A 26,033-nucleotide genomic window follows, 5' to 3' on the forward strand; every position below is an offset into this window, starting at 1 on the left:
AAAGCAACCTTTCATTAGCTTTATTCTGTTTTTTTTCGTAATTTCACTCTATAAAGCAATATTTATGGAGCATTTTATAGGTTATATAAAACACTACGCCATCCCATTATTTGTATTTACAAGTTTAGCTTTAGCACTTGCCTTAATACTCAAAAGAATTCATTATCAATACACGCTACCTTACAGACATCATATTATACGAAAATCTGAAATTTTCCTGACTGAGATTACACTCTCAAAACCGGAGAAAAGCATACTAAAATATAAAATTGCCAAGTTTAAATCCGAAATTCCCATTCATAAAAACTGGTGCAAAAACATGCTGATCGAAGATATGATTCGGATGAAAAGCAACTTAAAAGGAAAAACAGCCAAAAACATTCTTCTTATTTACAAACAGCTCGACTTAAATCACTATTCAGCAAGTTTACTTCGGGACTTCAGAAAGTATAAAAAATGCGATGGCATTTATCATTTTCAGGCCTTGGGATACAAACCGGGAATTTCACTTTTAAAGAAATACCTGTATCATCCCAACAAAATCATTCGGTCAAATGCCAATGTTGCTTACCTGATTTTAACTCAGGGCGACTGGCAGGCAGTAAATAAAGTTCCTGTAAAAGTATCTATTACCACTACAATAAAAATAATGGATGTATTGCATTCCCAAAACATCCCAATTCCACCGGAAATAGACAATTGGATCGAATCCGACAATCCCACTATTTTGAAATTAGCAGTAATGACAATGGTCTTTTACAATTACAGAAACAAATCACAAGAGATCATTAAATTACTCAAACATGAAAATAAAAGTCTAAGGACAGATGTTATCATCGCCATTCGGGATCTATACCTATACGAAGCCGAAAGTGATTTACTGTCACAGTTTGAACAGGAGAATATCGAAATACAATTAGAAATTCTGGACGCGCTGGCCGTAATAGGTTCTGAGAAAACAATTTCGTTTTTAAATACCCAAATTCCAAAAGAAGAAATCAAGGACCTTAAATTAAAAATGGTATCGGCTTTAAACAATCTTAATGCTGTTCGTTTGGATGTAATAGGAACACAAGATAAGGATACGCAAAAAATGATTAATCACATTAGAAAATTACAACTATGATTCCGGATTTTCTATCACATATGATTCGCTGCTACGATATTTTTGTCGCCTATTTTTCTGTTGGATATATTTTGTTCTACATATTCCTCTCTGTTTTATCCTATTGGGCAATTATAAAACACTTGAAATATCAAAAATATCTGGATGAGGAGGTTTTACTTCGTTCCAACCACATACTAGGCGTTTCTATTGTAGCTCCCGCTTTTAACGAAGGCGTAAATATTGTTTACAATGTCAAATCCCTCCTTTCTTTAACCTATCCAAAATACGAAATCATTATTGTCAATGACGGAAGTTCTGACGATACACTCGAAAAACTTATTGCAGAATTTGATCTGGTTAAGATTGATTTTTATTACCAGGAAAAAATAGCCACACAACCCGTTCGCGGACACTATAAATCAAAAAATCCCGTTTATTCAAAACTACTGATTGTAGACAAGATAAACGGAAAAAGCAAAGCCGACGCTACAAATGCCGGAATAAACTCCTCGCAATACCCATTATTTTTATGTACCGATGTGGATTGTATTTTAAAAAGAGATACTATTCTAAAACTGGCTAAACCGTTCATGGAAAACGAAACCCGTGTGATTGCCTGTGGCGCCGGAATCAGGATTTCAAACTCCTGTGAAATAAAGGAAGGTTTTTTGTTTAAAGTCCACTATCCTAAAGAATGGTATCCACGTTTTCAGGAATTAGAATATGTACGTTCTTTTATCTTTGGAAGAATGGCCTGGAGTCAGCTAAACGGTTTGCTACTGGTTTCGGGAGGTCTGGGTATGTTTGATAAAGATATTGTGATTAAAGCAGGCGGATACTGGCACCAGTCTTTGGGTGAAGATATGGAACTTGTGACACGAATGCGCAGATACATGCACGACAATAAAGAGAAGTTTTTAATCAAATACATCCCCGAATCACTTTGCTGGACCGAAGTTCCAAGTACCAGAAAAATATTCTTACGGCAACGCATCCGCTGGGCAAGAGGATTGGTGCAAACCTTACAACTGCATCGAAAAATGTTTTTAAATCCAAAATACGGACGAACCGCCTTCTTAGTGTTACCGTACTTTTTTAGTTTTGAATTTTTGGTTCCGATCGTCGAATTTGTTGGTATTCTAACCCTGATTTCAAGTTTTATATTTGGAATGATCGATTACCAGTACCTGCTAATCATAAGCCTTTTGGTTTATTTATTTTACCTCTCCATTACCATAATATCCATATTAATCGATGAAATACTGTATAAAAGTTATGCAAATTATAAAGAACTAATGATTCTTATCGGGATGGCTGCTATTGAACCTTTTGTTTACCATCCTGTAACGATTTATGCCTCATTAAAAGGCTACTGGCTCTTCTTCCGCAGAAAAGAACAAAACTGGGGCGTTATGATTCGAAAAGGATATGCAAGTCCAACTAAAAAATAATGGGATTATGAACCATAACAGAAATATACATTTTATAAAACTGCTTATCTGCTTCTTTTTATTAGCCTTTCAAACGGTTAAAGGACAAAAAATAGATACGGATAGTCTTTTGACTGTAGTCATCAAAGACATGAAAAGCATCCGTCCAAATTATAAGGCCAATATTCAAAGAGCTTTATTAGGCAAAAAACTGGCCCCGAATTATCTTGATTTTTATCTTGTACTGGGACGAAATTACGACTTGACAAAAGCAAAAGACAGTGCCCGGTTTTATTACAATTATGTAATAGATAAAAACCCAAAATACGAAGATGCCTATCTCTATCTGATTAATATGGATTTAGCAGTCAAAAATTATGATGACGCTCTGGACTTAACAGATAAAGCCATTGAGTTGTTTCCTGATAATAAAAACTTCCGACTTAAAAGAATTTCCATTTATTCTTTGCAAAACGACACTAAAAATGAAGAAAAAGAGCTAAAATCGATTCGGGCAAAATACCCCCATGATGCCGACATCGAACAGCGTCTTTTTACCTTATACTCTAAAACTAATATCGATCGTGCAGGTACTTACTACAACTACACCACAATTGATCGTGACGGTGTCGGCCCCTGGCATCTGGTAAGTACCGATTATATGCGGCAACGTACCTGGGGAAGCGTAATAGGAAGAGTCAGTTATGCAAAAAGACTGTCCTCCAATCTGGTTATGGCCAGCGGACTTCAGTTTGAAGTAGAATCCTATCTTTCGGGAAAGAAAAACAATTACTCTTATATCGATGTTGCCTACAGCAAAGACAGTGCTTTTCCAGAATGGAGACTGGGCTACTCCTATTTCTACAATTTCAACAAAGGCTGGGAGGCCGATTTAGGCTTCCGCTTCATCGAAATGCAGGACAACAGCAATTTAAAAACCTTAAATGTAGGCCTGGGGAAATACTTTGGCTCTTATTGGGTCAATTTAAGATCCTATATTCAAAAAGAAGGCACTTCGTTAACTCTGACTTCGCGTTACTATTACGGAACTAAATTTGATTATGTTACTGTAATTGCGGGTTACGGAACTTCACCTGACGACCAGACCAGATCAGTAGAATATCAAAACAGAGCGGCTTTAAGCTCTTACAGATTAAGTGCCGGTTTTTATAAATTAATCAAAACCCATTATATTTTCGGTCTATTAATCACGGACAATCAACAAGAATACAGCCCGAAGAAATTTCAAAACGAACTTGATTTTGCTTTTATACTGCAATATAAATTCTAAATCGTATGAAAAAAAAGCAAACTCTTTATTTTCCATTTTTTCTACTCACCCTGCTTAGCTTTAAGATGATGGCACAATCTGAAATTATAATATCCGATCAAAACAAGATTATTGCGACAGCCGAAAATACTCAGGTGGCGGCAGGAATCCTGAAGAAGTATCTTGACAAAGCCATTTCAAAGCCATTTCAAATTGTATCTGAAAGTAAAAAAGAAAGTACTGCCTCCGAAATAGTTCTGGAAATTGCTAACGACAAAAAACTTAAAGTAAATGAATTCATCATCAAAAGTGATTCAAAATCAATTTATATAACTGCCACAAATCAAAAATACCTGCGATATGCTATTTATACTCTATTGGAAATCTGGGAATTTCGAAAATTCACAGCTACAGAAACCTACATTCCGAAAATAACTCAGTTTACCTTTGCAAAAAACACTATTAAAACCTACCAGCCTTCCTTTGATTACAGAGCTTTGTTTTATCCCGATTGTTATGATGAAGATTTCAGAGACTGGCACAAACTCGATTGGCATATTGACGATTTTGGCCTTTGGGGACATTCTTTTAGCACCCTTGTTCCGCCAAAGGAGTATTTTAAAAACAACCCTAAACTTTTTGCTTTGTACGAAGGCGAACGAAATACGGAATCTTTGTGCATGACCAATGATACTGTCGTACGCTTGGTTGAGAAAAACATGGCCAAAATTATCGCAAAAACTCCTAATGCGCAGTTCTATTCGGTAAGCCAGAATGATGACGTAGTGTATTGTGAATGTACCGAATGCAAAGCCATGAACAATAAATATGGGGGGCCACAAGGTTCGTTTTATTATTTTCTGAATAAAATCGCAGCTCACTTTCCTAAAACAAAAATTACAACCCTGGCCTATCTTCATACTTTCAAACCTCCTGTAAATTTGAAAATAGAACCCAACATTTATACTATTTTATGCCCAATCGAACTGGATCGTGGCAAACCCATTACCAATCAGAACTCTCCTTCATTTTTAAAAAATTTAGAAAACTGGAGCGTAACTTCACCACACTTGTTTTTATGGGATTATACCGTACAGTTCTCTAATTTCATGTCACCCTTTCCTAATTTTGAATCTTTTCAGGACAACTATAAGCTCTTTAAAAAAAACAAAGTAAAAGGATTATTCGTGCAGGGCTATGCTGATGTTCCCGGAGATTTTTCGGAATTGCGACAATATCTTCTCGCCAAATTAATGTGGAATACCGATATTGATGTGAAAGCCGTAACAGCCGACTTTTTCAGAGGTTTTTACGGAAAAGCTGCCCCCTTTGTCGCAAAATACCTTGACCTGCTGGAAGCCAATCAAAACAAAAGCAAAGCTTACTTAGACATCTATTCAGGTCCCGTTCAGGCCCGAAATACTTTCCTAACTCCGGAAGCTATGGACCAATACGATCATTTACTCGAGCAGGCATTTACAGCTGTCGAAAATGATTCCCTTTTAAATTCACGTGTTCACAAATTGCGACTGGCGTTAGAATTTGTCTATTTTGAGCAAGCCAAATTTTACGGGAAAAACCAACACGGTATGTTTATCGTAAATGCCAAAGGAGAAAAAGAAGTAAAAAAAGGTTTAACAGAAAGAGTTTTAAAATTCGCCCAATCCTGCAATCAATTTGGAATTTACGAATTGAGTGAAGACGGGCTTTCTCCCGATAATTATTATAAAGAATGGATTGAAATTTGCAAAAATACAACCACTCATTTGGGCGAGGATTTAAAAGTTACCTTTATAACACCTCCTTCAGCTGAATTTAAAGGCAAAGGAAGTTATGGCTTAGTCGACGGAAACAGAGGTTACAAAGATTTTAACATTAACTGGATAGGATGGTATGAAACGAATCCCGAAATTGAAATCGAAACCAAAAACCTTACTTTTAATACGCTGAAATTAAATTTTCTAAGTGACCAGAGGCATTGGATTTTCACCCCAAAAAACATCAAAATATACGGTTTCAAAAATCAAAAATGGGAGCTTATAAACGATCAAATTTGTGACATTTTAACAGAAGACTACGAAATTACAACAAAATCATGGGAAATTAGAAATCCAATCTTCAGTAGTTTTGCCAAAATTAAGATCGTCGCAGAGAACCAGAAGGAACTGCCCGTCTGGAGGAAACGAAAAAACAAAAAAGCTATGATAATGCTGGACGAGATAGAATTGTTTAAAAAATAAGAGTCAAAATGGATACTAGCGATAAAAAAATTATGATCATCGATAATGATGACATGACCGTTGAAATTCTAAAATTCATTCTTAAAAAAGAAGGGTACAAAATAAGTATTGCAAAAGATGGCATCAGTGCCATGGAGCGCCTGCCTGTTATTATGCCTGATTTGGTTATTACCACGATTACTATTCCGCTTAAATCCGGTTTAGAAATCATCAATGAAATCAAACAAAATTACAGTAACATTCGTGTTGTCGCACTTTCCTCTCTTGGAGAGGAAGAAAACACCGTTGAAGAAGCTTTTGAACTGGGTGTAGACGATTTTATTGCAAAACCCTTTAATCCAAATGAGCTTTTATTGCGAATAAAACGTTTTTTATAGCATTTTAAACTGCTTTTTTGAGAAATACGAATACGATAAACCGTTGTAATTTCTAAGAAACATCAATTATCAGCTATTTATAGCTATATTTGCACAAAATTTAATGCAAATGAGCACTTTCGAAAAATTCAATCTCCCAAAATCAGTACAAAAAGCAATCGACGAATTAGGCTTTGTTACGCCTACCCCTATTCAGGAAAAATCTTTTGCCGTGATTATGTCTGGCCGGGACATGATGGGAATTGCGCAAACCGGTACCGGTAAAACGTTTGCTTACTTATTACCACTTTTAAAACTTTACAAATTTACCAATACCAATACGCCAAAAATTGTAATTCTGGTTCCAACGCGTGAATTAGTAGTTCAGGTTGTAGAAGAAGTCGAGAAATTAACCAAATACATGTCGGTTAAAACACTTGGTATCTTTGGTGGAGTGAACATCAATACGCAAAAAAAAGCTGTATACGAAGGTGTCGATATCTTAGTAGGAACTCCTGGTAGAACCATGGATTTAGCCCTGGATGCCGTAGTACGTTTTGATGAAACTCAAAAATTAGTCATTGATGAGTTTGACGAAATGCTGAATTTAGGTTTCCGTACACAATTGACAGCTCTTTTAGCAATGATGAAAACCAAACGTCAGAACATTCTTTTCTCAGCAACTATGACAGATGAGGTTGATGCTGTACTGAATGACTTTTTTGACTTTCCGGAAGAAGTAACACTTGCTGCTTCAGGAACTCCTTTAGAAAAAATTACACAGATTACTTACAATGTTCCGAATTTCAATACTAAAGTAAATCTCCTAAAACATTTACTTGAAACCAACGAAAGCATGGAACGTGTTTTAGTTTTCGTAAACAATAAAAAGATTTCGGATATGCTTCATACCCGAATCGAAGAAGATTTTGAAGGGCAATTTGGGGTAATCCACTCCAATAAATCTCAAAATTATCGTTTGAGTACGATGGCAGAATTCCAGGAAGGAAATCTTCGTGGATTAATCACGACAGACATTATGGCGAGAGGTTTAGATATTTCGAACATCTCTCACGTTATTAACTTCGAACTTCCTGAATTCCCCGAACTGTACATGCACAGAATTGGTCGTACAGGTCGTGCCGACGCTACAGGGACAGCTATTAGTTTCATTACACCACGTGAAGAAGAATTTAAAATTGAAGTTGAAGTTTTAATGAATCAGGAACTTGAAATCGCAGATTTCCCTGAAGAAGTTGAAATTTCAACCAAGTTAATTGAACCTGAAAAAGACAGACAACCTATTAAGTTTTTAATGAAAAAACAAAAACTTGATGGTGATGGTGCCTTTCACGAAAAAGCTAAAAAGAATAAAAAAGTCAACCTTGGAGGCCCTTCCAAAACAAAAAAGAAAACCCACGGATCTGTCAATCGAAACATGTTAAAAACGAGAGACAAGAAGAGAAAAGATAAGGATAAATAGTTTTCTTTAAAGATACAAAGGCTCAAAGTGGCAAAGGTTCAATGTTTTTTAACCTATCCTCTCTCACTTTGAGCCTTTTTTATGTCTTTAAATTTATAAACCTCTGTACCTTTGCTCCTTTGAACCTTAAGAACCTATATTTTCGTAAAAACCAACCCCACCGGAGAACACAATCCGATTCTCTTTCCGGTATCGGTTAATTTTCCAGTTGCTATATCTCTTTTAAAAACAATTATATCATTGGTATACTGATGTCCCACTAAAAGATAATTTCCACTAGGATCGATTGCAAAATCTCTTGGACCTTTTCCTAAAGTACTGATTTGATCCACCAGTTCAATTCCGCCCTCTTTTTGAATTTTATAAACTGCAATCGAATTGGAATCTACGCGATCTGTAACGTATAAAAATGCTCCGTCAGGCGAAACTTTAATGGCCGCAGCTCCCGTTCCTCCTTTAAATCCTTTTGGCAAAATACTGGTTTCGGCAACCACTTTCAGGTTTCCGTTTTTATCAAAACTAAAAGTAGTCAGCGTACCGTCTAATTCCTGAACCAGGTATACAAATCTACCATCTTTGCTAAAAGTCAAATGTCTTGGTCCACTTCCTGGCTTCACGTCTACAGTTCCTTTTAGGGTTAAGATTTCATTTTTAGAACTGGCATTGTACTTATAAATAAAAACCTTATCCAGACCTAAATCGTTAGATAAAACAAACTTTTTATCCGGTGAAAAAGCAACCATATGCACGTGTGCTTTCTCCTGACGTGCTGCATTAATTCCTTTGCCTTCATGTTGAACCAACTGCTGTGCTTCGGAAATACTTCCATCTGCATTCTTTTTAAAAACAGCAATATTACCACCCGAATAATTCGCAACAAGCACATTTTTGTCATCATTAATCAAATGACAAGGATCTGCTCCCAAAGCATCATTTTTATTCAAAAAAGTAAGTTTTCCTCCTACCGGATCGTAACCAAAAGCACTAACCGAACTTTGAGGTCCGTTTTCGTTTACGGCATAAACAAACTTATTATCAGCCGAAACAGACAAATAACTTGGACTCACAACACTTTCAGAAGAACCTTTCAATTTAAAAGCACCGGAATCAGCATCAAATTCGTAAACATAGATTCCGTTGCTCTGACAGGTATTCGTATAAGTCCCTACCAGCAAATTGAATTTGTTCTGAGCTTGTAAACCTGCACAGGACAAAGCAGAAAAAAGTATTACATATAATCTCTTCATAATCTTTGAATTAATTTTTGGATACGCTAAAATAGGGAATAATATCTTTTCTAAACTTTTTTTTGTTACAAAAGGGATTACAAAAGTTACATTTTTCAAACAATATCGTTTACTTTTCTAAAACCCGCAAACCCTATAAATACAATAATTTTTAACCTCAGTAACCTTTGCTTATAATCTCTCTCATAACTCAGCAGTTTTGAGTAAAAATTTGTATTTTTGACCAGTGTCTTCGCGAAAAATAAAACGTAGTGAAGTAAATCGAAGCCAGAATGCATTTTAAACATCCCGAAATTCTATACTTTCTGTTTTTGTTAATTGTTCCAATTTTGGTTCATTTATTTCAATTACGACGTTTTAAAACCTCTTTCTTTACCAATGTTCGTTTCCTTAAAGAACTTGCTATTCAAACCCGAAAGAGTTCTAAAATCAAAAAACGATTATTGCTGGCTACCCGTTTATTATTGCTAACCTGTATTATTCTCGCTTTTGCTCAGCCTTTTTTTCAGGCGAAAGACAGCAAAAATGCCGCTAACGAAATGTATATCATTCTTGACAACTCGTTTAGCATGCAGGCCAAAGGCAAAAAAGGAGAATTACTAAAACGTGCTGTACAGGAACTACTGGAAAACACGCCCGAAAACACCACTTTTTCATTACTGACCAATACCGAAAATTATTGGAACACAGATATCAAGTCATCTAAAAGTGCTTTGCAAAACTTAAAATACAGTGCTACTCCTTTTGAGCTTCCATCAATAATGGCAAAGATCAAAGCACACAAATCAGCGCATAAAAAAGATATTGTTGTTATTACGGATGCTGTAGGTTTAGTCGAAAAAGATGTAAAAAACATTGATACAGAAGAGAAACCCTATTTCATTATCCCGGAAGCTGAACAAAAAAACAACATCGCCATAGACAGTGTTTTTATCAATCAAACCTTAGAGAACTTCTACGAAATAGGTGTTAGTTTATCTGCTTACGGTGAAGATTTCAAGCCTATTTCGATGGCGTTGTATAATCAAAGCAAGCTAATTGCTAAGACCATTATCAATTTTGATGCAAAGAAAAAGAAAATCAACTTTACCATTCCTAAAGAGGCTTTTCATGGCTATGTCGTTATTGAAGACAATGGATTAACTTACGACAACAAACTCTATTTCAGCATTCTAAAAACAAAGAAAACCAATATCATCAGCATTGGTGAGCCTGAAAAAAGCAATTTCCTGTCCCGAATTTATACGTCAGCAGAATTCAACTATAACAATTATTCAATTAGCAGTTTGGATTACAATAGTCTGGACAAACAAAACACGATCATTTTAAATGAATTAACAGAAGTTCCACAGGCACTGCAAACTACTTTAAAAGCTTTTGTTGCTAAAGGAGGTAATTTAGTTGTGATTCCGTCCGAGAAAACTTCGATTTCAAATTTGAATTCTTTTTTAGGTAATTTTGGAAAAATTCAGTTTACGGCTCTTGAAACCAAAGCGAAGCTAATCACCAAAATCAATTTTGATCATCCATTGTTCTCTGGTGTTTTTGAGAATAAAATTACAAATTTTCAATATCCGAAAACAAATAGTTCTTTCGACCTTTCAAGCCCTTATCCGGCCGTTTTATCGTACGAAGATCAAAGCGTGTTTGTTACAGCCATTCAAAATCCGGTTTCCGGAATTACAGTTTTTTCCGCCCCTATTAATGCGGCAAATTCAAACTTTCAGCAATCCCCATTAATCGTTCCCTTGTTTTATAAAATGGGGCAAAACAATCAAAAAACAGGAATTAATGCCCTGGTTATAGGAAGCAATCAGCCTTATTTTGTAGACGTACTATTAACTAAGGACGCTATTTTGGAAGTAAAAGGAAACGATGATTCTTTTATCCCAATTCAGCAAGTATTGAACAACAAAGTCAAACTGACCTTCAATGATTTTCCTGAAACAGCCGGAAACTATAGTGTTTTTGATCGAAAAGAATGGATTGAAAACCTGAGTTTCAATTACAAAAGAAGTGAAAGCGATTTGAGTCAGGTAAACACAAATGTCGTTTCAGATTTTAAAACGGCTGATACCATTTCAACCATTTTTAACACCTTACAAACTGAGCGTACAGACAGCCAAATTTGGAAATGGTTTGTTATCTTTGCACTGTTATTTTTAGCATTGGAAATGGCAATTATAAAATTTGTAAAGTAGTTTTTTAGCCTGTATGTCATTTCGACCTAAGGAGAAATCATACTCGCTGAGAACGCACTGCACGGAATATTGGATGCGATTTCTCCTTCGTCGAAATGACAAGAAAGAATTTGTAAATAAAAAATAAATTTCTCTACATATGAAAATAATCATCAGAAGCGCCAAAATTATCGATTCAAAAAGTCCGTTTCACAATCAGACTGTTGATCTTTTAATTGCAGATGGTTTAATTGAAAAAATAGGAACTTCGATTCTTGATATCGAGGATACAACCGAAGTTAAATTTGACCACTTACATCTTTCTCAGGGCTGGTTTGACAGCAGTGTTTCCTTTGGAGAACCAGGTTACGAAGATAGAGAAACGATCGCTAACGGACTGAATGTTGCTGCTAAAAGCGGTTTTACAGCCGTTGCGCTTCAACCCAACTCCTTCCCTGTTATTGACAATCAATCGCAGGTAAATTTTGTAAAAAACAAAGCAGCCGGTTTTGCAACAGAACTTTTCCCTATTGGAGCTTTAACCAAAGCCAGCGAAGGAAAGGATATGGCAGAATTATTTGATATGAAGAAAGCAGGAGCCGTCGCTTTTGGAGATTACAACAAAAGCATCGATAATGCCAATCTTTTAAAAATTGCTTTGCAGTACGTTCAAGACTTTGACGGCTTAGTGATTACTTACGTTCAAGACCCTAACCTAAAAGGAAACGGAGTTGCCAATGAAGGAATCGTTTCAACAAGACTAGGTCTTAAAGGAATCCCTGCTTTGGCAGAAGAACTTCAAGTTGCAAGAAACTTATTTTTACTGGAATACACTGGTGGAAAACTACACATTCCAACAGTTTCGACAGCAAAAACAGTAGCATTAATTAAAGAAGCAAAAGCAAAAGGCTTACAAGTAAGCTGTAGTGTTGCTGTACATCATCTTGTATTGACTGACGAAAAACTGGAAGAATTCGATACCCGTTTTAAAGTAACACCACCACTTAGAAACGAAACAGACAGAACTGCACTTTTAAATGCAGTTTTAGACGGTACAATTGATATGATTACTTCTGATCATAACCCAATTGATATCGAATTCAAGAAAATGGAATTTGATACCGCTAAAAACGGAACAATTGGTCTTGAAAGTGCTTTTGGTGCTTTATTAACTGTTTTACCTTTAGAAACCGTAATTGAAAAATTAACTTTAGGAAAATCTGTTTTCGGGATTCAAAATAATACTATTGCCGAAGGCTCAAAAGCCAACTTTACTTTCTTTACTCCGGAAGGAAAATCAACCTTTACAAAAGAAAACATTCTCTCCAAGTCTAAAAACTCGGCTTTTTTAGGAGCAGAAATCAAAGGAACTGTGTACGGAATATTAAATCAAAATAAACTTGTTACCTCTAAATAATTACAATGAACAATTCAATTGAAAAGGGAAAACCAATCGCTATCACCAGTTATATTTTGATTATTGGGGTATTAATTGCAATGTCAATGAACTCTGAAGACAAAAACAACTTTGCTTCTTTTCACATCCGCCAGGCATTGGGACTTTCCCTGACCTTTATTTCATTCGGAGCCATCATCAGCAATTTTGACAGCTTTTTCATTACTTTCCCGATGTGGATCTGTATTTCGATTTTATGGACTTATGGTATTTTTACCGCCATTCAGGGGCAAACAAAACCTATTCCGTTAGTGGGAGAACTTTTCCAAAAATGGTTTCAAAAAATAGGTTAATTTTTAAATTACAATTAGAAAAAAATCCAAATTTTAAATTCCAAATTCCAAAAAAGTAATCCCTTAAAATCTGCGTTTTCGCTTTAGCGAATCTGTTTCATCCGCGTACCAATTTTGAATATAGACAAGCAAAAACGCCAATAAAAATTCTAACAAGTCCGTAATTCAACTTAAAACTGAGACTGCGGCTGAAAACTAAAAAAATGAATCTATCTCTAGAATATAAAATACAAGCACCAAAAGTTATCTTAGACAAAAATCCTGTTTTACTTTTGTTACACGGATATGGCAGTAACGAAGCCGATTTATTTTCGTTTGCAACCGAACTTCCTGATCACTATTACATCATTTCAGCCAGAGCCCCTTACGATTTACAATATGGAGCTTACGCCTGGTACGCGATTAACTTTGATGCCGACCAGAATAAATTTTCAGACAATGAACAAGCAAAAACTTCCCGTGATATAATCGCTTCATTCATTGATGAATTGACTGCTAAATATCCTATTGATGCCAACAATGTAACTTTGGTTGGTTTTAGTCAGGGATCAATTTTGAGCTATGCTGTAGCGCTTTCGTATCCTGAAAAAGTACAGCGAGTAGTGGCTATGAGTGGCTATTTCAATGACGAAATCATAAAAGAAGGTTACGAAAATAACAATTTTACAAACCTGAAAATATTTGCTTCTCACGGAACTGTCGATCAGGTTATACCGATTGAATGGGCCAGAAAAACTCCGGCAATTTTAGAAAAATTAAACATCCCGGTAACTTATAAAGAATATCCTGTTGGTCACGGTGTTGCACCACAGAATTTCTTTGACTTTAAGAACTGGCTGGCGGAGTAGTATTCAGTTTTCAGTCGCAGTTCGAAGTCTCAGTACATAGCAATTTTAGTTCTCAAAAATGATCAAATTCAAAATTCTAAAATTATGAATTACATAAAACCAGAAAATCCTTCACTACTATTAATTGACATTCAAAAAGGATTCAATGATATTGCTTACTGGGGAGGAGACCGAAATAATACCGATGCTGAACAAAAAGCCGCTGAACTTCTGAAAATATGGCGAAATAAAAAACTACCTATCTTTCATGTCCAACATTGTTCTTCTAATCCGAAGTCCATTTTAAATAAAACACATCCAGGCAATGAATTTCAGGATATTGTAAAACCAAATCAAGGCGAAACAATCATCAGGAAAAACGTAAACAGTGCATTCATCGGAACTAATTTAAAAGAATTACTTGACGATGCTAAAATCAAAACCATTGTTATTGTAGGTCTAACTACAGATCATTGTGTTTCTACAACCACAAGAATGGCAGGGAACTTTGGCTACGATGTTTACTTAATTTCTGATGCTACAGCAACTTTCAATAAAAAAGGCGTAAACGGAGAGGAATTCTCTGCTGAAATAATACATCAGACGGCTCTTGCCAGTTTAAATGAAGAATTTGCGCAGGTAGTAACTTCTGAATTTATCAAAGGGATTATTTGATTTTTAATCACAGTCGCCGTTTTAGGTCAAGACTGAAAACGGTGACTGTGACTGAACGCTAAACTATTCTCCTGTATAGATAATTTTACCATTCTTTTTCAGTACATAACCTTTCCAGGCAATTAACTGATAATCACCCTTTACCCAAGGCTCTCCTTCCGATTTTCTTTCTAAAAGGATTACTTCATCTTGAGTGTCCAGAAAAAGCTCTGCTTTATTTCCGTCAAAAATAACATAAGCCACAGTCGAGTATGTTTTTCCATCTTCGGCATGAGCCAATTTTGTACCTATTTCAAAAATACGAACACATTCATTTTTAAGAACAGACCAGGTATATCCAGCAGAACCTTTACAGCCATGAGCATCAGAATCACCTCCCACAACAACTGGTCTTACTTCCTCTTTCTTTTCAGGAGTTTTATTCTCTTCAGCAACTTTCTTTCCACAAGAGAACGAAAGCCCCATCACAACCGCAAATAAAAAAATCTTTTTCATACGTCAAATATTTAGTTAAACCTCTATAAAACGAAACAATACATTCTTATTTTTGATACAACCAGGCTTGGTTTACTTCAAAAGTAATACTTTCATCGTCATTAACAAAGTACTTTAATAAGACTTCTCCCCATAATTCCCCATTACTATAATCTGCAATAATCCATCTGTGGTTTAGAATTTTTACTTTATTGATAATAAATTTGTTCGGACCAATTTTATCCTGTCCCGTATAAGGATTCCCGTTTGGATTTGCATTTAAGTCTAATAATTTCTCTGTTACCAGCGGAATCAATTTTTCATATAAGATTACTTTTCCACCACTAGCGCCGTTATCAAAGTAATTTTGTGCATTTTCATTATGCTCTAAAGAGAAATAATCCGCTTCAGCCAGTTTCGTTGATACCAGACTAATACTATCTCTAAGCTTCTTTGTTGTTTTCTCATATCTTTCCTTTTCAAATTTTACTTCACTGCTGTAAAACATATAAGTAAAAACATTCATTAATATCGCCAGGATAAAAAGGTAAAGCATTAAGGATTTTTTCATTTTGTAATATAATTAAATTGTAATTTCTAAATTATCATAAGCCAGAAAAACATTTTCCGGCAATTGTTTTTGCACTTCTTCGTGAAAACCTAAAACATGACTGATATGTGTTAAATAAGCAACTTCAGGTTTCACCAGCTCAATAAAATCCAGTGCTTCCTGTAAGTTAAAGTGAGTATCGTGTGGTTCTACACGTAGCGCGTTCACAACCAGCACTTTTAAGTTTTTCAGTTTTTCAACTTCCATTTTATCAATCGTTTTGACATCCGTCAAATAAGCAAAATCATCAATACGGTATCCAAAAACCTGCAAATCACCATGCATGACATTAACTGGAATAGCTATTTTATCACCAACTGCAAAAGGGATATTATTGACTACTTCGATCGTTTTAACGCTAGGTGCTCCCGGATATTTGTTTACGGTTTCAAAAACATAATCAAAACGACGTTTTAAATTGTCGATTACGCGCTGATGCGCATAAACAGGAATTTCACCCTGTCTGAAATTATACGGGCGAATGTCGTCCAGACCGGCTGTATGATCAGCATGTTCATGCGTAAATAAAATAGCATCGAGTTTTCGACAGCCGCAGGAAAGCATTTGCTGCCTGAAATCTGGTCCGCAATCGATCACATAGGAATGCTCGCCCCATGTAATCCAAATGGACACACGAAGTCTTTTATCCTTAGCATCAGTGCTTTTGCAAACAGGATGATCCACTCCGATTATCGGAATGCCTTGAGAAGTACCAGTACCTAAAAAATATACCTTCAATTGAACTTATTTTTTTTACAAAAATAGGATTATTTCTCTTTCATTAGAAGCCTAATTTACTAACTTTGTAACAAATCTATTTAAAATAAAATGGGTACAGAAATAAAACTCAAAGGTGACAAGGTCATCGAACAGATCCCTTCTATAAAAGACAAAGCGTTACGCATTAATTTAAACGAGAATATTTACGGAACATTTGCTGAAATTGGTGCCGGGCAGGAAACAGTAAGACATTTTTTCAGATCCGGGGGTTCATCGGGAACAATTGCAAAAGCAATGTCTGCCTATGACAAAGATTTTAGCGATGCCGTTTATGGAGTTGAAAGTGATGGTCGCTATGTAACCGAAGAACGGTTAAAAAAAATGCTTACCCTTGAGGGACAAATCATCGAAGAACGATTAAGCAGAGAAAAACATCCAACAAAGCTTTTCTTTAGTTATGCTAACACTGTTGCTACTATAGATTTTGCAAAACAATTTAAAGGCCATGGCTGGGTAGGAATCCGCTACCAGATTGAACCGGACGAAGCATACAACGAAATTATTCTACACATTCGTTTTAAAGAAACCGATGCCAGACTACAACAGGAAACACTTGGTATTTTAGGGGTAAACCTAATTTACGGTGCTTTTTACAAATACAACGATCCAAAACGATTACTTCGTTATCTATACGATCACTTAGACAAAGATCAACTCGAAATTGACACTATTAACTTCTCAGGACCACGTTTTGCGGATGTTGATAATCGTTTGATGAGTTTGCAACTGGTTAAGAACGGAATGACGGATGCCGTAATGTTTAATCCGGAAGGAAAAAACATTCTCCCGGCAGCCATCTTATACAAAAAGAACCTTCTTGCTTTAAGAGGAAGTTTTCGTCCTGTTACAAAAGTAAACATGGACATGTACGAGAAATCTCTTAAAATGTTTTTAGAAGAAAGTAAAGTAGACAAAGACAATACACTTGTTGTTTTCGAGATTACTCTTTCTAACTTGCGTTCGGATGGTGAAATTGACGAACGTGACTTCATGGACAGAGCTGAGCTTCTTTGCTCTTTGGGTCAAACCGTAATGATTTCGAACTTTCAAGAATATTATAAAGTAGTAGAATATTTCGCCAATTATACCAAAGCCCGAATGGGACTTGCAATGGGCGTAAACAATCTAGTCGATATTTTTGACGAGAAATACTACCGTCATTTAAGTGGTGGAATCCTGGAAGCCTTTGGAAAATTGTTCTACAGAGATATGAAAGTTTTCTTATATCCAATGTTAGACGAAAATGGCGTTCTGATGAATTCAAACAACTTAAAAGTACATCCAAGAATGAAAGAATTGTACAAATTCTTTAAATTCAACGGAAAAGTAATTGACATCGCAGATTACGACCCTCATAATTTAGAAGTTTTCTCCCGCGAGGTTCTAAAAATGATCAATCAGGGAAAAACAGGATGGGAACACATGCTTCCAACCGGTATTGCCGAAATCATCAAAGAACACCATCTTTTTGGATATCATCCGCAGAAAGAACTGGAGCAAAATACATAATAAAAAAAGTCCCCAACAAGAAATTTTCTTTTGGGGACTTTTTTTTAGTTTGCAGTCGCGGTCTCAGTCTCAGTTACCAAACTGCCAACCAAAAACTGCGACTGAATACTAAAACCGAGACTGAAGACTGAGACTGAAGACTGAGACTGAAGACTGAGACCGAAAACTGAGACTCTTTTTTACTTCAAAATCTGCGCAGCATGCTCTTTCGTTTTTACCTGAGCAATCACTTCTTCAATAATTCCGTTTTCATCTATAACAAAAGTGGTTCTGTGAATTCCGTCATACTCTTTTCCCATAAACTTCTTAGGTCCCCAAACTCCAAACGCATTGATTACTGATTTGTCCTCGTCAGCCAATAACGGAAAAGGAAACTCATACTTATCTTTAAATTTTAACTGTGCTTTCTGACTGTCGGCGCTTACCCCCAAAAGCTCGTAATTATTCGCTTTAAATCGCTCAAAATTATCTCTTAAATCACAAGCTTCAGCTGTACATCCAGGCGTGCTTGCCTTTGGATAAAAGAAAACTACCAGTTTCTTTCCAACGTAATCCGCTAGCTTATGTCCTTTACCATCCTGATCAACTCCCGAGAAACTTGGCGCTTTATCTCCTTTTTGTAATGTTACCATTTATTTAGATATTTTAGATTGTTAGACTTTCTTAGATTGTTAGATTATTTAGATTACGACTTAGAAATAATTCATTCCCCAGAACTAACCATTCCCATTTCACAATTCACATTTTACAATGTACATTATACAATTCACAATTAAAATAATACTATTTTTACGGGATTAAAATTACGGAAATGAATAAAGAAGCTCGCGTAACATTTGTTATAAATACGTTAAAAGAACTCTACCCCACTATACCAGTACCATTAGACCATAAAGACCCGTATACTCTATTAATTGCAGTTTTACTTTCAGCACAATGTACAGACGTTCGCGTGAATCAGATTACGCCATTGCTTTTTGCAAAAGCTGACAATCCGTATGATATGATTAAAATGTCGGTTGAAGAAATTAAAGAAATTATTCGCCCTTGTGGTTTATCTCCAATGAAATCTAAAGGGATTCACGGATTATCACATATTTTAATTGACAAGCATAACGGTGAAGTACCACAGAGTTTTGAAGCTTTGGAAGCCTTACCGGCAGTTGGTCATAAAACTGCAAGTGTAGTGATGTCACAGGCTTTTGGCGTTCCTGCCTTTCCGGTCGACACACACATTCACAGACTAATGTACAGATGGAATCTCTCCAATGGAAAAAATGTGGTACAAACTGAAAAAGATGCTAAAAGACTATTCCCAAAAGAATTATGGAATGATTTACATCTGCAGATTATTTGGTACGGACGCGAGTATTCTCCGGCCAGAGGATGGGATCTAGAAAAAGACATTATTACCCAGACTGTTGGTAAAAAATCTTTATTAGAAGAAGCTGCTAAAAAGAAAATTTAACAGCTTCACTAATTTACCTTTTACAGCTTGCTTTTAAGAGCATTGTATTCATTTGTCATATTCAACGTTCTGTAAATACCCAAAAGCGATTTTGCAGCACCTTCATTTTTGGGTTCAATCGCTAATGCCTTTTGAAGATACGGGATTGCACTTTTCACAACTTCATCTTTCTGAATTTCTAACTTATCATACTGCTTCATTTCACTGGCACTGGTTCCCAATGAAGACATCTGATCCTGTATTTCTTTTCTAAACTGCACTTTAACATAAGCAAGATTAATATAGCAGGTTATACAATTTTGATTAACTTTCACCCCTTCTTCATAATATTTTTCGGCGTTACGAAAATCATTTCTCTCTAAATACGAATAGGCTAAAGAAACCAGAATCTCTTCTTTTCTCGAAGGCGGGTTTACATTTCTTGGCTTTTCATAAAGACCTTCATTGATACTTGACTCCCTTGCACTCATCGACACAAAAGCTTCTTCTTGTTTTGTTTTTTTATTAGTCGCATAGAAAAGCATTCCTTTTCCTGAATAATTAAGCTTTCTAAGCTCCTCAAAATATTTAATTGCCGCGTTGTAATCTTTACCGGTTATAGAAGAAGAGGCTGCATTAAACAAGTTCAAAGTATCCTTTTTATCAAACAAATAAACTTCGTAACTCTTATCAGCACTTTCTTTGAATTTCCCAACTTTGTAATCGCTGTAAGCGCCATCAACCAATTTCGATTTCATTTCTTTTAAAGCAGAATTCGCTTTAAATGCATACTTGTAGTTGCGGGACTCATTCTCATACAACAATACATCCTGATATGACGCCAATGCCAACGTAAAATTACTTGCAGCGTCTATATTTTTAGCTGCCAGATCCTTGTAAATATTTCCTTTTGTAAAAAAATATTCAGTCTTTATCTCGTCCGGCGCATTCAATATCAAATATTCTATTTTTTTTAAAACGGCTAAAGCTTCCTGGTTTTTTCCTTTACCATAATAAGACTGCGCTTCTTTTAATTCATCTTTTTGAGCAAATGCTCCAATACTAATCATTACTAGTAACGAGAACATCTTGAGGTTCTTTTTCATTTTCGGTTTGGTTTAGTTGTTTAATAGATTTTAGGGCAATCTCATGAGATATACTATCGAAAACATTTAAGCGAAAACAGCACAAACCGCCATATCATTCCTTTAAATATCAAACGATAACTCACCATTCTTACTATTCTCTACAAAATACCAAGAGGAACAACAAACAAAACTAAGTGTGGGTAGTTTTTCTTCATAAATTATGTGGTTTTGGTTATACATTTTTAAGCGGCACTCTAAAATAAGTTTTTCTATATATTGAAAGGTTTTTAATACACAAATCGCTAATATAGAGCAAAATCATTACATAAAAATTTACTTTTTAACTAAAATAAAGCTAAATATAAAATAAATAAATGAAATTCAAATAAAATATAGAAATTTAACAAATTATCCTCCTAAAATTCAAAGAGAACTCACTCCCTACCATGAAGAAGCATATAAAAATATTAGGATCACGAAGTTTAATTCCAAAAACATTCAAAAACCCTGAGATTAAACACATTACAACTCTTCTGTAACAGCACACATACTGTATAAACCGAATAGAGTCATTCAAAAAAAAGAATGGATCTACAGGAAAAAATCACGATTTAAAAAACACTAAACAGTTCTTACCCCTAAACCAATCGAAGCAAAAAAAAACTCACTACCCGCATTTTCATGCAAATAGTGAGCTTTCAACCAGAACGACCATCTGGTTTTTCTTTCGAAATAAACATCCGACAAATGGAGTGGGCTGTTTAATTAGCTATAATTTCAAAACTTTTATTTTCAATTTTCACAACTGTCAATGCTTGTGAATAATTCAATAAAAAAGAAATGACTTCTTTTTTAGGTTTTAAATCTTTAGAAGCTAATGCCTTTTTAGAGTAAATTTTCGCCATACCGTCAAAACGTTTTTATTATAGTATAACGAAGCAATATCCTAATTAGTATTAGTTGGTTAAAATAATTTGATGTTTATCAATTATTTTTCTCAAATTCATCAAAGCATAACGCATTCTTCCCAATGCCGTATTGATGCTGACATCTGTAAGTTCAGAGATTTCTTTAAAACTCATATCCTGATACATACGCATTACCAGCACTTCCTTTTGATCCTCAGGCAGCTCTTCGATTATTCTTTTTAAGTCAACTTCGACCTGATCAAAAATCATTTTATTTTCGATTGTTAAAGAATCATCAGACATGACCGAAAATATCGAAAATTCTTCGGTTTCTCTGTACATTGGCATTTTTTTGGTTTTACGAAAGTGATCTACAATCAGATTGTGAGAAATACGCATTACCCAAGGCAGGAATTTACCTTCTTCATTATAGGAATTACTTTTTAAGGTTTTGATCACCTTAATAAAAGTGTCTTGAAAAATATCATTTGAAATATCTCTATCTGCAATCTTTGAATATATAAAACCATATATCTTAGACTCGTGCCTTTTAATTAATGTCGCAAGAGCATTTTCGTTGCCTTCGACATAATTTTTCACCAATAGAGCGTCCGGAATATGCACATCAGCCATAATACTACTTTTTTAGTTTCTATTTAAAATTTGGAGTAATTTTATAAAAAGTAGTTTTCTTGTATAGGCGTGGCTTTTTGGGTTATGTAGTTATGTTAATATTTTGACCAAATTTAACAAATTAATATTTTAAAAAGCAAACAAAAAGAAGAATAATTAACAATAAATCGTTAATTATTGCAGTACACACTATTTTTTCGTTTTATTTCAAGTAAAAAAATGGAACAATCACCACTATTTTAACACAAAAAATAAGATACAAAACACTAAAAACTAAGCAATTACCCACCAAAAACAACTGTTATATCAAGTTTACAGTAAAAATTCTCTTCGTTATTTCTATTAATTGCTTCTACCGTTTTTTCACTTGCATGCAATCGATTTTTAATTCCTAATTTCTTGTCATTATATTCTTTTTGCAAAACTCAATTCTGTTAGAATTTGGAACAATCTGATTAACAAAACTCAAACCAAAATTGATTACTTTTGTAGAAATTGACTTTTTTTATGCAAATTGATCTTTCGACACTCGACCCAAAACATAATATTATCATTAAAGGAGCGCAGGTACATAATTTAAAAAATGTAGATGTTGCAATACCCCGAAATAAACTTGTTGTTATCACAGGTCTTTCAGGATCTGGTAAATCAAGTTTGGCATTTGATACATTGTATGCCGAAGGACAGCGCCGTTATGTAGAAAGTTTATCTTCCTATGCACGTCAGTTTTTGGGACGTTTAGATAAACCAAAAGTAGAATACATAAAAGGTATTGCGCCGGCTATCGCAATTGAGCAAAAGGTAAACACCACCAATGCCCGTTCTACAGTTGGAACTTCGACTGAAATATACGATTACATAAAACTTTTGTTTGCCCGAATTGGTCGTACTTATTCCCCGGTTTCCGGACAAGAAGTAAAAAAAAACACGGTTACCGATGTAATTACCGATGTAAAAACTTTGGAACTGGATAGTAAATGGCTGCTTCTTGCCCCTATCCATCTCGAAGAAGGCAGACAGTTAGAAGACAAGTTAAAAGTACTATTGCAACAAGGATTTGCCCGTATTTTAGTCAACAATGAAATGGTTCGTCTCGATGATTTTTCGCCAGCGGATCTTCATCAATTGGACAATAAGGATATATTGCTGATTATTGACCGTATCGTGGTTAAAGACGAAGAAGAATTCTACAACCGTCTGGCTGATGCTGTACAGACTGCTTTTTTTGAAGGAAAAGGCATTTGTTATTTACAGGAATTAAACTCCGATAAAAGATTCTCCTATTCTAATAATTTTGAATTAGATGGCATTACCTTTTTAGAACCCAACGTTCATTTATTCAGTTTCAATAATCCGTATGGAGCTTGTCCCGTTTGTGAAGGTTACGGAAATATTATAGGCATCGACTCCGATTTGGTCGTCCCAAATACTTCCTTATCTGTTTTCGAAAGTGCCATTTACCCCTGGAGAGGCGAAAGCATGAGCTGGTACAAAGATGAATTGGTAAAACATGCTTATAAATTTGATTTCCCGATTCACAAACCCTATTTTGAACTCTCTGAAGAACAAAAAGAGGTATTATGGAAAGGAAACCAGTATTTTCAAGGTCTGAATGATTTTTTCAAAGAACTTGAAGAGAAAAATTATAAAATTCAAAATCGTGTCATGTTGTCCCGTTACCGCGGAAAAACAAAATGTCACGTTTGCCGTGGAAAACGTTTACGCGAAGAGGCTTCTTACGTAAAAATCAACGAAAAAACGGTTTCAGATTTAGTCGATTTACCCATTAAACATTTAGTTACTTTTTTCAAAAACATCGATCTAAATGTTTACGAACAGCAAATCGCCAAACGATTAATGATTGAAATCAACAATCGTTTGTCCTTTTTGACCGAAGTAGGCTTAGATTATCTGACTTTAAATCGAAACTCGGCAACACTTTCCGGTGGTGAATCACAGCGTATTAATCTCGCCACTTCTCTCGGAAGCAGTTTGGTTGGATCGATGTACATTCTCGACGAGCCAAGTATTGGTCTGCATCCTAAAGATTCTGAGAGATTAATTAAAGTCTTACTGTCACTTCGTGATTTAGGCAATACGGTAATTGTAGTAGAACATGATGAAGATATCATGAAAGCTGCCGATATGATTATTGATATTGGCCCCGAAGCCGGAACTTTTGGAGGGAATCTAGTAGCTCAGGGTACTTATGATGAAATCTTACAATCAGACTCCCTTACTGCCAAATACCTGAACGGTGATCTGGAAATTTCTGTCCCAAAAAGAAGACGAAAATTCAAAAACCATATTGATATTGTCGGAGCAAGAGAGAATAACTTAAAAAATATCAACGTTACTTTTCCTTTAGACGTTTTAACGGTAATTACAGGAGTCTCAGGAAGCGGAAAGAGTACGCTGATTAAAAAGATATTATTTCCGGCTATGCAAAAAAAACTGGACAATGCTGCCGAAAAAGCAGGTCAGTTTAGCGAAATAAAAGGTTCTTTTTCGCAAATAAAACATATTGAATACGTTGATCAAAATCCAATTGGAAGAAGTTCAAGATCCAATCCGGTAACCTATATCAAGGCGTACGATGATATTCGTGACTTGTATGCAAAAGAGAAACTATCAAAAATAAGAGGCTATCAGGCCAAACACTTTTCTTTTAACGTAGATGGAGGCCGATGCGAAACCTGTAAAGGAGAAGGCTCTATAAACGTCGAGATGGTCTTTATGGCCGATGTTTCGTTACCCTGTGAAACCTGTAGCGGTAAACGTTTCAAGAAAGAAATTTTAGAAATCAATTTCGACGAAAAAAACATCAACGATATTCTAACCATGACTATTGATGATGCAATCGCTTTTTTTGACAAAAACAAACAATCCAAAATTACACAAAAATTACAGCCTCTGCAGGATGTAGGTTTGGGTTATGTACAATTGGGGCAATCTTCATCTACTCTTTCGGGTGGTGAGGCACAGCGTATCAAACTCGCTTCCTTTTTGGTAAAAGGTGTTACAAAAGACAAAGCTTTATTTGTTTTTGACGAACCTACAACCGGTCTTCATTTTCATGACATCAAAAAATTAATGGCCTCCTTTGATGCCTTAATCGAAAAAGGACATTCCATCATAGTAATTGAACACAATCTCGACCTTATAAAATGCGCCGACTGGATTATCGATCTGGGACCCGAAGGTGGTGAAAACGGAGGACATTTACTTGCCGTAGGAACTCCCGAAGATATTGTAAAAGTAAAAGAATCGGTTACCGGGATATATTTGAAAGACAAGTTATAACTCTAATAAAATTCCAATAAAAAAATCCAAATACCAATACGCTAATTGTATTGGTATTTGGACTTTTTTTCGTTTTTAAGTTACTACGCAACTAAACATCTTTCTTCAAAAGGAAAACCATCTTCGTCGATAGCAACTAATACCTTTCTCTGCTTAGAGGCTTCTATTGTTAGATAAAGCCATGCAAATGACCATAATCCCAAGGTCAGGCAAAAGATCATAAAATTTAAACTATGATTCACTACCTTTCCTCCTTTAGTAAGAACAGCGAAAAGTAATTCATCATTTCGTTCTTCTAGTGTAAATCCATTATGAATTTTATTTGATATCATATTAGAAAATACTTGTAAGCTTTGTTCTTGGCTGAGTTGACCGTTCTTCATAATAATCTGTTAAAAATTAATCCAAATACTACTACAATTACTCCACAATTTTAAAATTCCAAAAAGTATTCCAATTTAATAAACAACACAACACACACTTTTATTGTCATAAGTAAGATATCTTTAGCTCACAGCACAAAGTGTTATCGAATTCTTAGCTAAAGTTAATTTTTATAAAATTAACCACAAAATGAAAAACTGTTAAAATTTTAAGACTACACCCAGAACATCAGCACGTTACCCTTTATTCCTACATTCTACATTCTCTACTCTATACTCTATACTCTATACTCTATACTCTATACTCTATACTCTATACTCTATACTCTATAC

Annotated in this window: 24 protein-coding genes; 14 read left to right on the forward strand and 10 right to left on the reverse strand. The window is 35.2% G+C overall.

Annotation, left to right across the window (positions count from 1 at the left end; all coding sequences use genetic code 11):
• Nucleotides 1–64: 64 nt before the first annotated feature.
• From FLA105534_RS14200 to FLA105534_RS14225, 6 genes are all read left to right on the forward strand, one after another.
• Nucleotides 65–1,126 (forward strand): HEAT repeat domain-containing protein, encoded by a 1,062-nt coding sequence (locus tag FLA105534_RS14200; RefSeq protein ID WP_173966780.1) that lies wholly within the window; start codon nt 65–67, stop codon nt 1,124–1,126.
• On the forward strand, nt 1,123–2,559 hold the full coding sequence (locus FLA105534_RS14205) for a glycosyltransferase family 2 protein (RefSeq protein ID WP_173966781.1): 1,437 nt from the start codon (nt 1,123–1,125) through the stop codon (nt 2,557–2,559). Before FLA105534_RS14200 ends, FLA105534_RS14205 begins: the two co-directional genes overlap by 4 nt.
• A gap of 7 nt (nt 2,560–2,566) precedes the next feature.
• Complete coding sequence (locus FLA105534_RS14210; protein ID WP_173966782.1) at nt 2,567–3,829, forward strand: YaiO family outer membrane beta-barrel protein; 1,263 nt, start codon at nt 2,567–2,569, stop codon at nt 3,827–3,829.
• 5 nt (nt 3,830–3,834) lie between these two features.
• A complete protein-coding gene (locus FLA105534_RS14215) occupies nt 3,835–6,048 on the forward strand; it encodes a DUF4838 domain-containing protein (RefSeq protein ID WP_246253246.1) in 2,214 nt (737 codons plus the stop codon).
• A gap of 8 nt (nt 6,049–6,056) precedes the next feature.
• Complete coding sequence (locus FLA105534_RS14220; protein WP_173966783.1) at nt 6,057–6,425, forward strand: response regulator transcription factor; 369 nt, start codon at nt 6,057–6,059, stop codon at nt 6,423–6,425.
• 109 nt (nt 6,426–6,534) lie between these two features.
• Entirely contained in the window at nt 6,535–7,887 is a 1,353-nt protein-coding gene (locus FLA105534_RS14225; protein ID WP_173966784.1) for a DEAD/DEAH box helicase, read from the forward strand.
• Nucleotides 7,888–8,021: 134 nt separating this feature from the next.
• On the opposite strand, the gene FLA105534_RS14230 is transcribed toward FLA105534_RS14225, so the two are convergent.
• Entirely contained in the window at nt 8,022–9,134 is a 1,113-nt protein-coding gene (locus FLA105534_RS14230) for a lactonase family protein (protein WP_173966785.1), read from the reverse strand.
• 272 nt (nt 9,135–9,406) lie between these two features.
• On the opposite strand from FLA105534_RS14230, the gene FLA105534_RS14235 reads away from it, so the two are divergent.
• The 5 genes from FLA105534_RS14235 (at nt 9,407) to FLA105534_RS14255 (ending at nt 14,565) form a co-directional block, all read left to right on the forward strand.
• The gene (locus tag FLA105534_RS14235) at nt 9,407–11,335 is read left to right on the forward strand and encodes a vWA domain-containing protein (protein ID WP_173966786.1); all 1,929 of its coding nucleotides are present in this window, start codon (nt 9,407–9,409) and stop codon (nt 11,333–11,335) included.
• Between the two features lie 139 nt (nt 11,336–11,474).
• Nucleotides 11,475–12,731: a dihydroorotase gene (locus tag FLA105534_RS14240; protein ID WP_173966787.1), complete on the forward strand. Its 1,257-nt coding sequence runs from the start codon at nt 11,475–11,477 to the stop codon at nt 12,729–12,731.
• A 5-nt stretch (nt 12,732–12,736) separates the two neighbouring features.
• The gene (locus FLA105534_RS14245; protein ID WP_173966788.1) at nt 12,737–13,063 is read left to right on the forward strand and encodes a hypothetical protein; all 327 of its coding nucleotides are present in this window, start codon (nt 12,737–12,739) and stop codon (nt 13,061–13,063) included.
• A gap of 203 nt (nt 13,064–13,266) precedes the next feature.
• Nucleotides 13,267–13,911 carry an alpha/beta hydrolase gene (locus tag FLA105534_RS14250; RefSeq protein WP_173966789.1) on the forward strand — a complete coding sequence of 215 codons (645 nt, stop codon included), beginning with the start codon at nt 13,267–13,269 and terminating at the stop codon, nt 13,909–13,911.
• Between the two features lie 84 nt (nt 13,912–13,995).
• Nucleotides 13,996–14,565 carry a cysteine hydrolase family protein gene (locus tag FLA105534_RS14255; protein WP_173966790.1) on the forward strand — a complete coding sequence of 190 codons (570 nt, stop codon included), beginning with the start codon at nt 13,996–13,998 and terminating at the stop codon, nt 14,563–14,565.
• Nucleotides 14,566–14,628: 63 nt separating this feature from the next.
• On the opposite strand, the gene FLA105534_RS14260 is transcribed toward FLA105534_RS14255, so the two are convergent.
• Genes FLA105534_RS14260 through FLA105534_RS14270 form a run of 3 tightly spaced genes read right to left on the reverse strand, consistent with a single transcriptional unit; the run spans nt 14,629 to nt 16,387 of the window.
• Nucleotides 14,629–15,060, reverse strand: a complete 432-nt coding sequence (locus tag FLA105534_RS14260; protein ID WP_173966791.1) for a hypothetical protein — start codon at nt 15,058–15,060, stop codon at nt 14,629–14,631.
• A gap of 46 nt (nt 15,061–15,106) precedes the next feature.
• Complete coding sequence (locus FLA105534_RS14265) at nt 15,107–15,610, reverse strand: hypothetical protein (RefSeq protein ID WP_173966792.1); 504 nt, start codon at nt 15,608–15,610, stop codon at nt 15,107–15,109.
• A gap of 12 nt (nt 15,611–15,622) precedes the next feature.
• Nucleotides 15,623–16,387, reverse strand: a complete 765-nt coding sequence (locus FLA105534_RS14270) for an MBL fold metallo-hydrolase (RefSeq protein ID WP_173966793.1) — start codon at nt 16,385–16,387, stop codon at nt 15,623–15,625.
• Between the two features lie 90 nt (nt 16,388–16,477).
• Between FLA105534_RS14270 and FLA105534_RS14275 the strand changes: the two genes are divergently transcribed.
• Complete coding sequence (locus tag FLA105534_RS14275) at nt 16,478–17,938, forward strand: TonB-dependent receptor (protein ID WP_173966794.1); 1,461 nt, start codon at nt 16,478–16,480, stop codon at nt 17,936–17,938.
• A gap of 179 nt (nt 17,939–18,117) precedes the next feature.
• On the opposite strand, the gene bcp is transcribed toward FLA105534_RS14275, so the two are convergent.
• The gene (bcp, locus tag FLA105534_RS14280) at nt 18,118–18,570 is read right to left on the reverse strand and encodes a thioredoxin-dependent thiol peroxidase (protein ID WP_173966795.1); all 453 of its coding nucleotides are present in this window, start codon (nt 18,568–18,570) and stop codon (nt 18,118–18,120) included.
• 179 nt (nt 18,571–18,749) lie between these two features.
• On the opposite strand from bcp, the gene FLA105534_RS14285 reads away from it, so the two are divergent.
• A complete protein-coding gene (locus FLA105534_RS14285; protein ID WP_173966796.1) occupies nt 18,750–19,406 on the forward strand; it encodes an endonuclease III domain-containing protein in 657 nt (218 codons plus the stop codon).
• 20 nt (nt 19,407–19,426) lie between these two features.
• Here FLA105534_RS14285 and FLA105534_RS14290 read toward each other — a convergent pair whose 3' ends face one another.
• The 4 genes from FLA105534_RS14290 to FLA105534_RS14305 form a co-directional block, all read right to left on the reverse strand.
• Nucleotides 19,427–20,491, reverse strand: coding sequence for a tetratricopeptide repeat protein (locus FLA105534_RS14290; RefSeq protein ID WP_173966797.1), 1,065 nt, complete (start codon nt 20,489–20,491; stop codon nt 19,427–19,429).
• A 743-nt stretch (nt 20,492–21,234) separates the two neighbouring features.
• Entirely contained in the window at nt 21,235–21,378 is a 144-nt protein-coding gene (locus FLA105534_RS14295; RefSeq protein WP_173966798.1) for a hypothetical protein, read from the reverse strand.
• 51 nt (nt 21,379–21,429) lie between these two features.
• Nucleotides 21,430–22,014, reverse strand: a complete 585-nt coding sequence (locus tag FLA105534_RS14300; protein WP_017498745.1) for an RNA polymerase sigma factor — start codon at nt 22,012–22,014, stop codon at nt 21,430–21,432.
• 281 nt (nt 22,015–22,295) lie between these two features.
• A complete protein-coding gene (locus tag FLA105534_RS14305) occupies nt 22,296–22,436 on the reverse strand; it encodes a hypothetical protein (RefSeq protein ID WP_173966799.1) in 141 nt (46 codons plus the stop codon).
• A gap of 85 nt (nt 22,437–22,521) precedes the next feature.
• On the opposite strand from FLA105534_RS14305, the gene uvrA reads away from it, so the two are divergent.
• Nucleotides 22,522–25,317, forward strand: a complete 2,796-nt coding sequence (gene uvrA / locus FLA105534_RS14310; protein WP_173966800.1) for an excinuclease ABC subunit UvrA — start codon at nt 22,522–22,524, stop codon at nt 25,315–25,317.
• 83 nt (nt 25,318–25,400) lie between these two features.
• Here uvrA and FLA105534_RS14315 read toward each other — a convergent pair whose 3' ends face one another.
• Entirely contained in the window at nt 25,401–25,700 is a 300-nt protein-coding gene (locus FLA105534_RS14315) for a hypothetical protein (protein ID WP_173966801.1), read from the reverse strand.
• Nucleotides 25,701–26,033 lie beyond the last annotated feature (333 nt).

The sequence above is a fragment of the Flavobacterium collinsii genome, from assembly GCF_902804485.1.
GTDB classification, from domain to species: domain Bacteria; phylum Bacteroidota; class Bacteroidia; order Flavobacteriales; family Flavobacteriaceae; genus Flavobacterium; species Flavobacterium collinsii.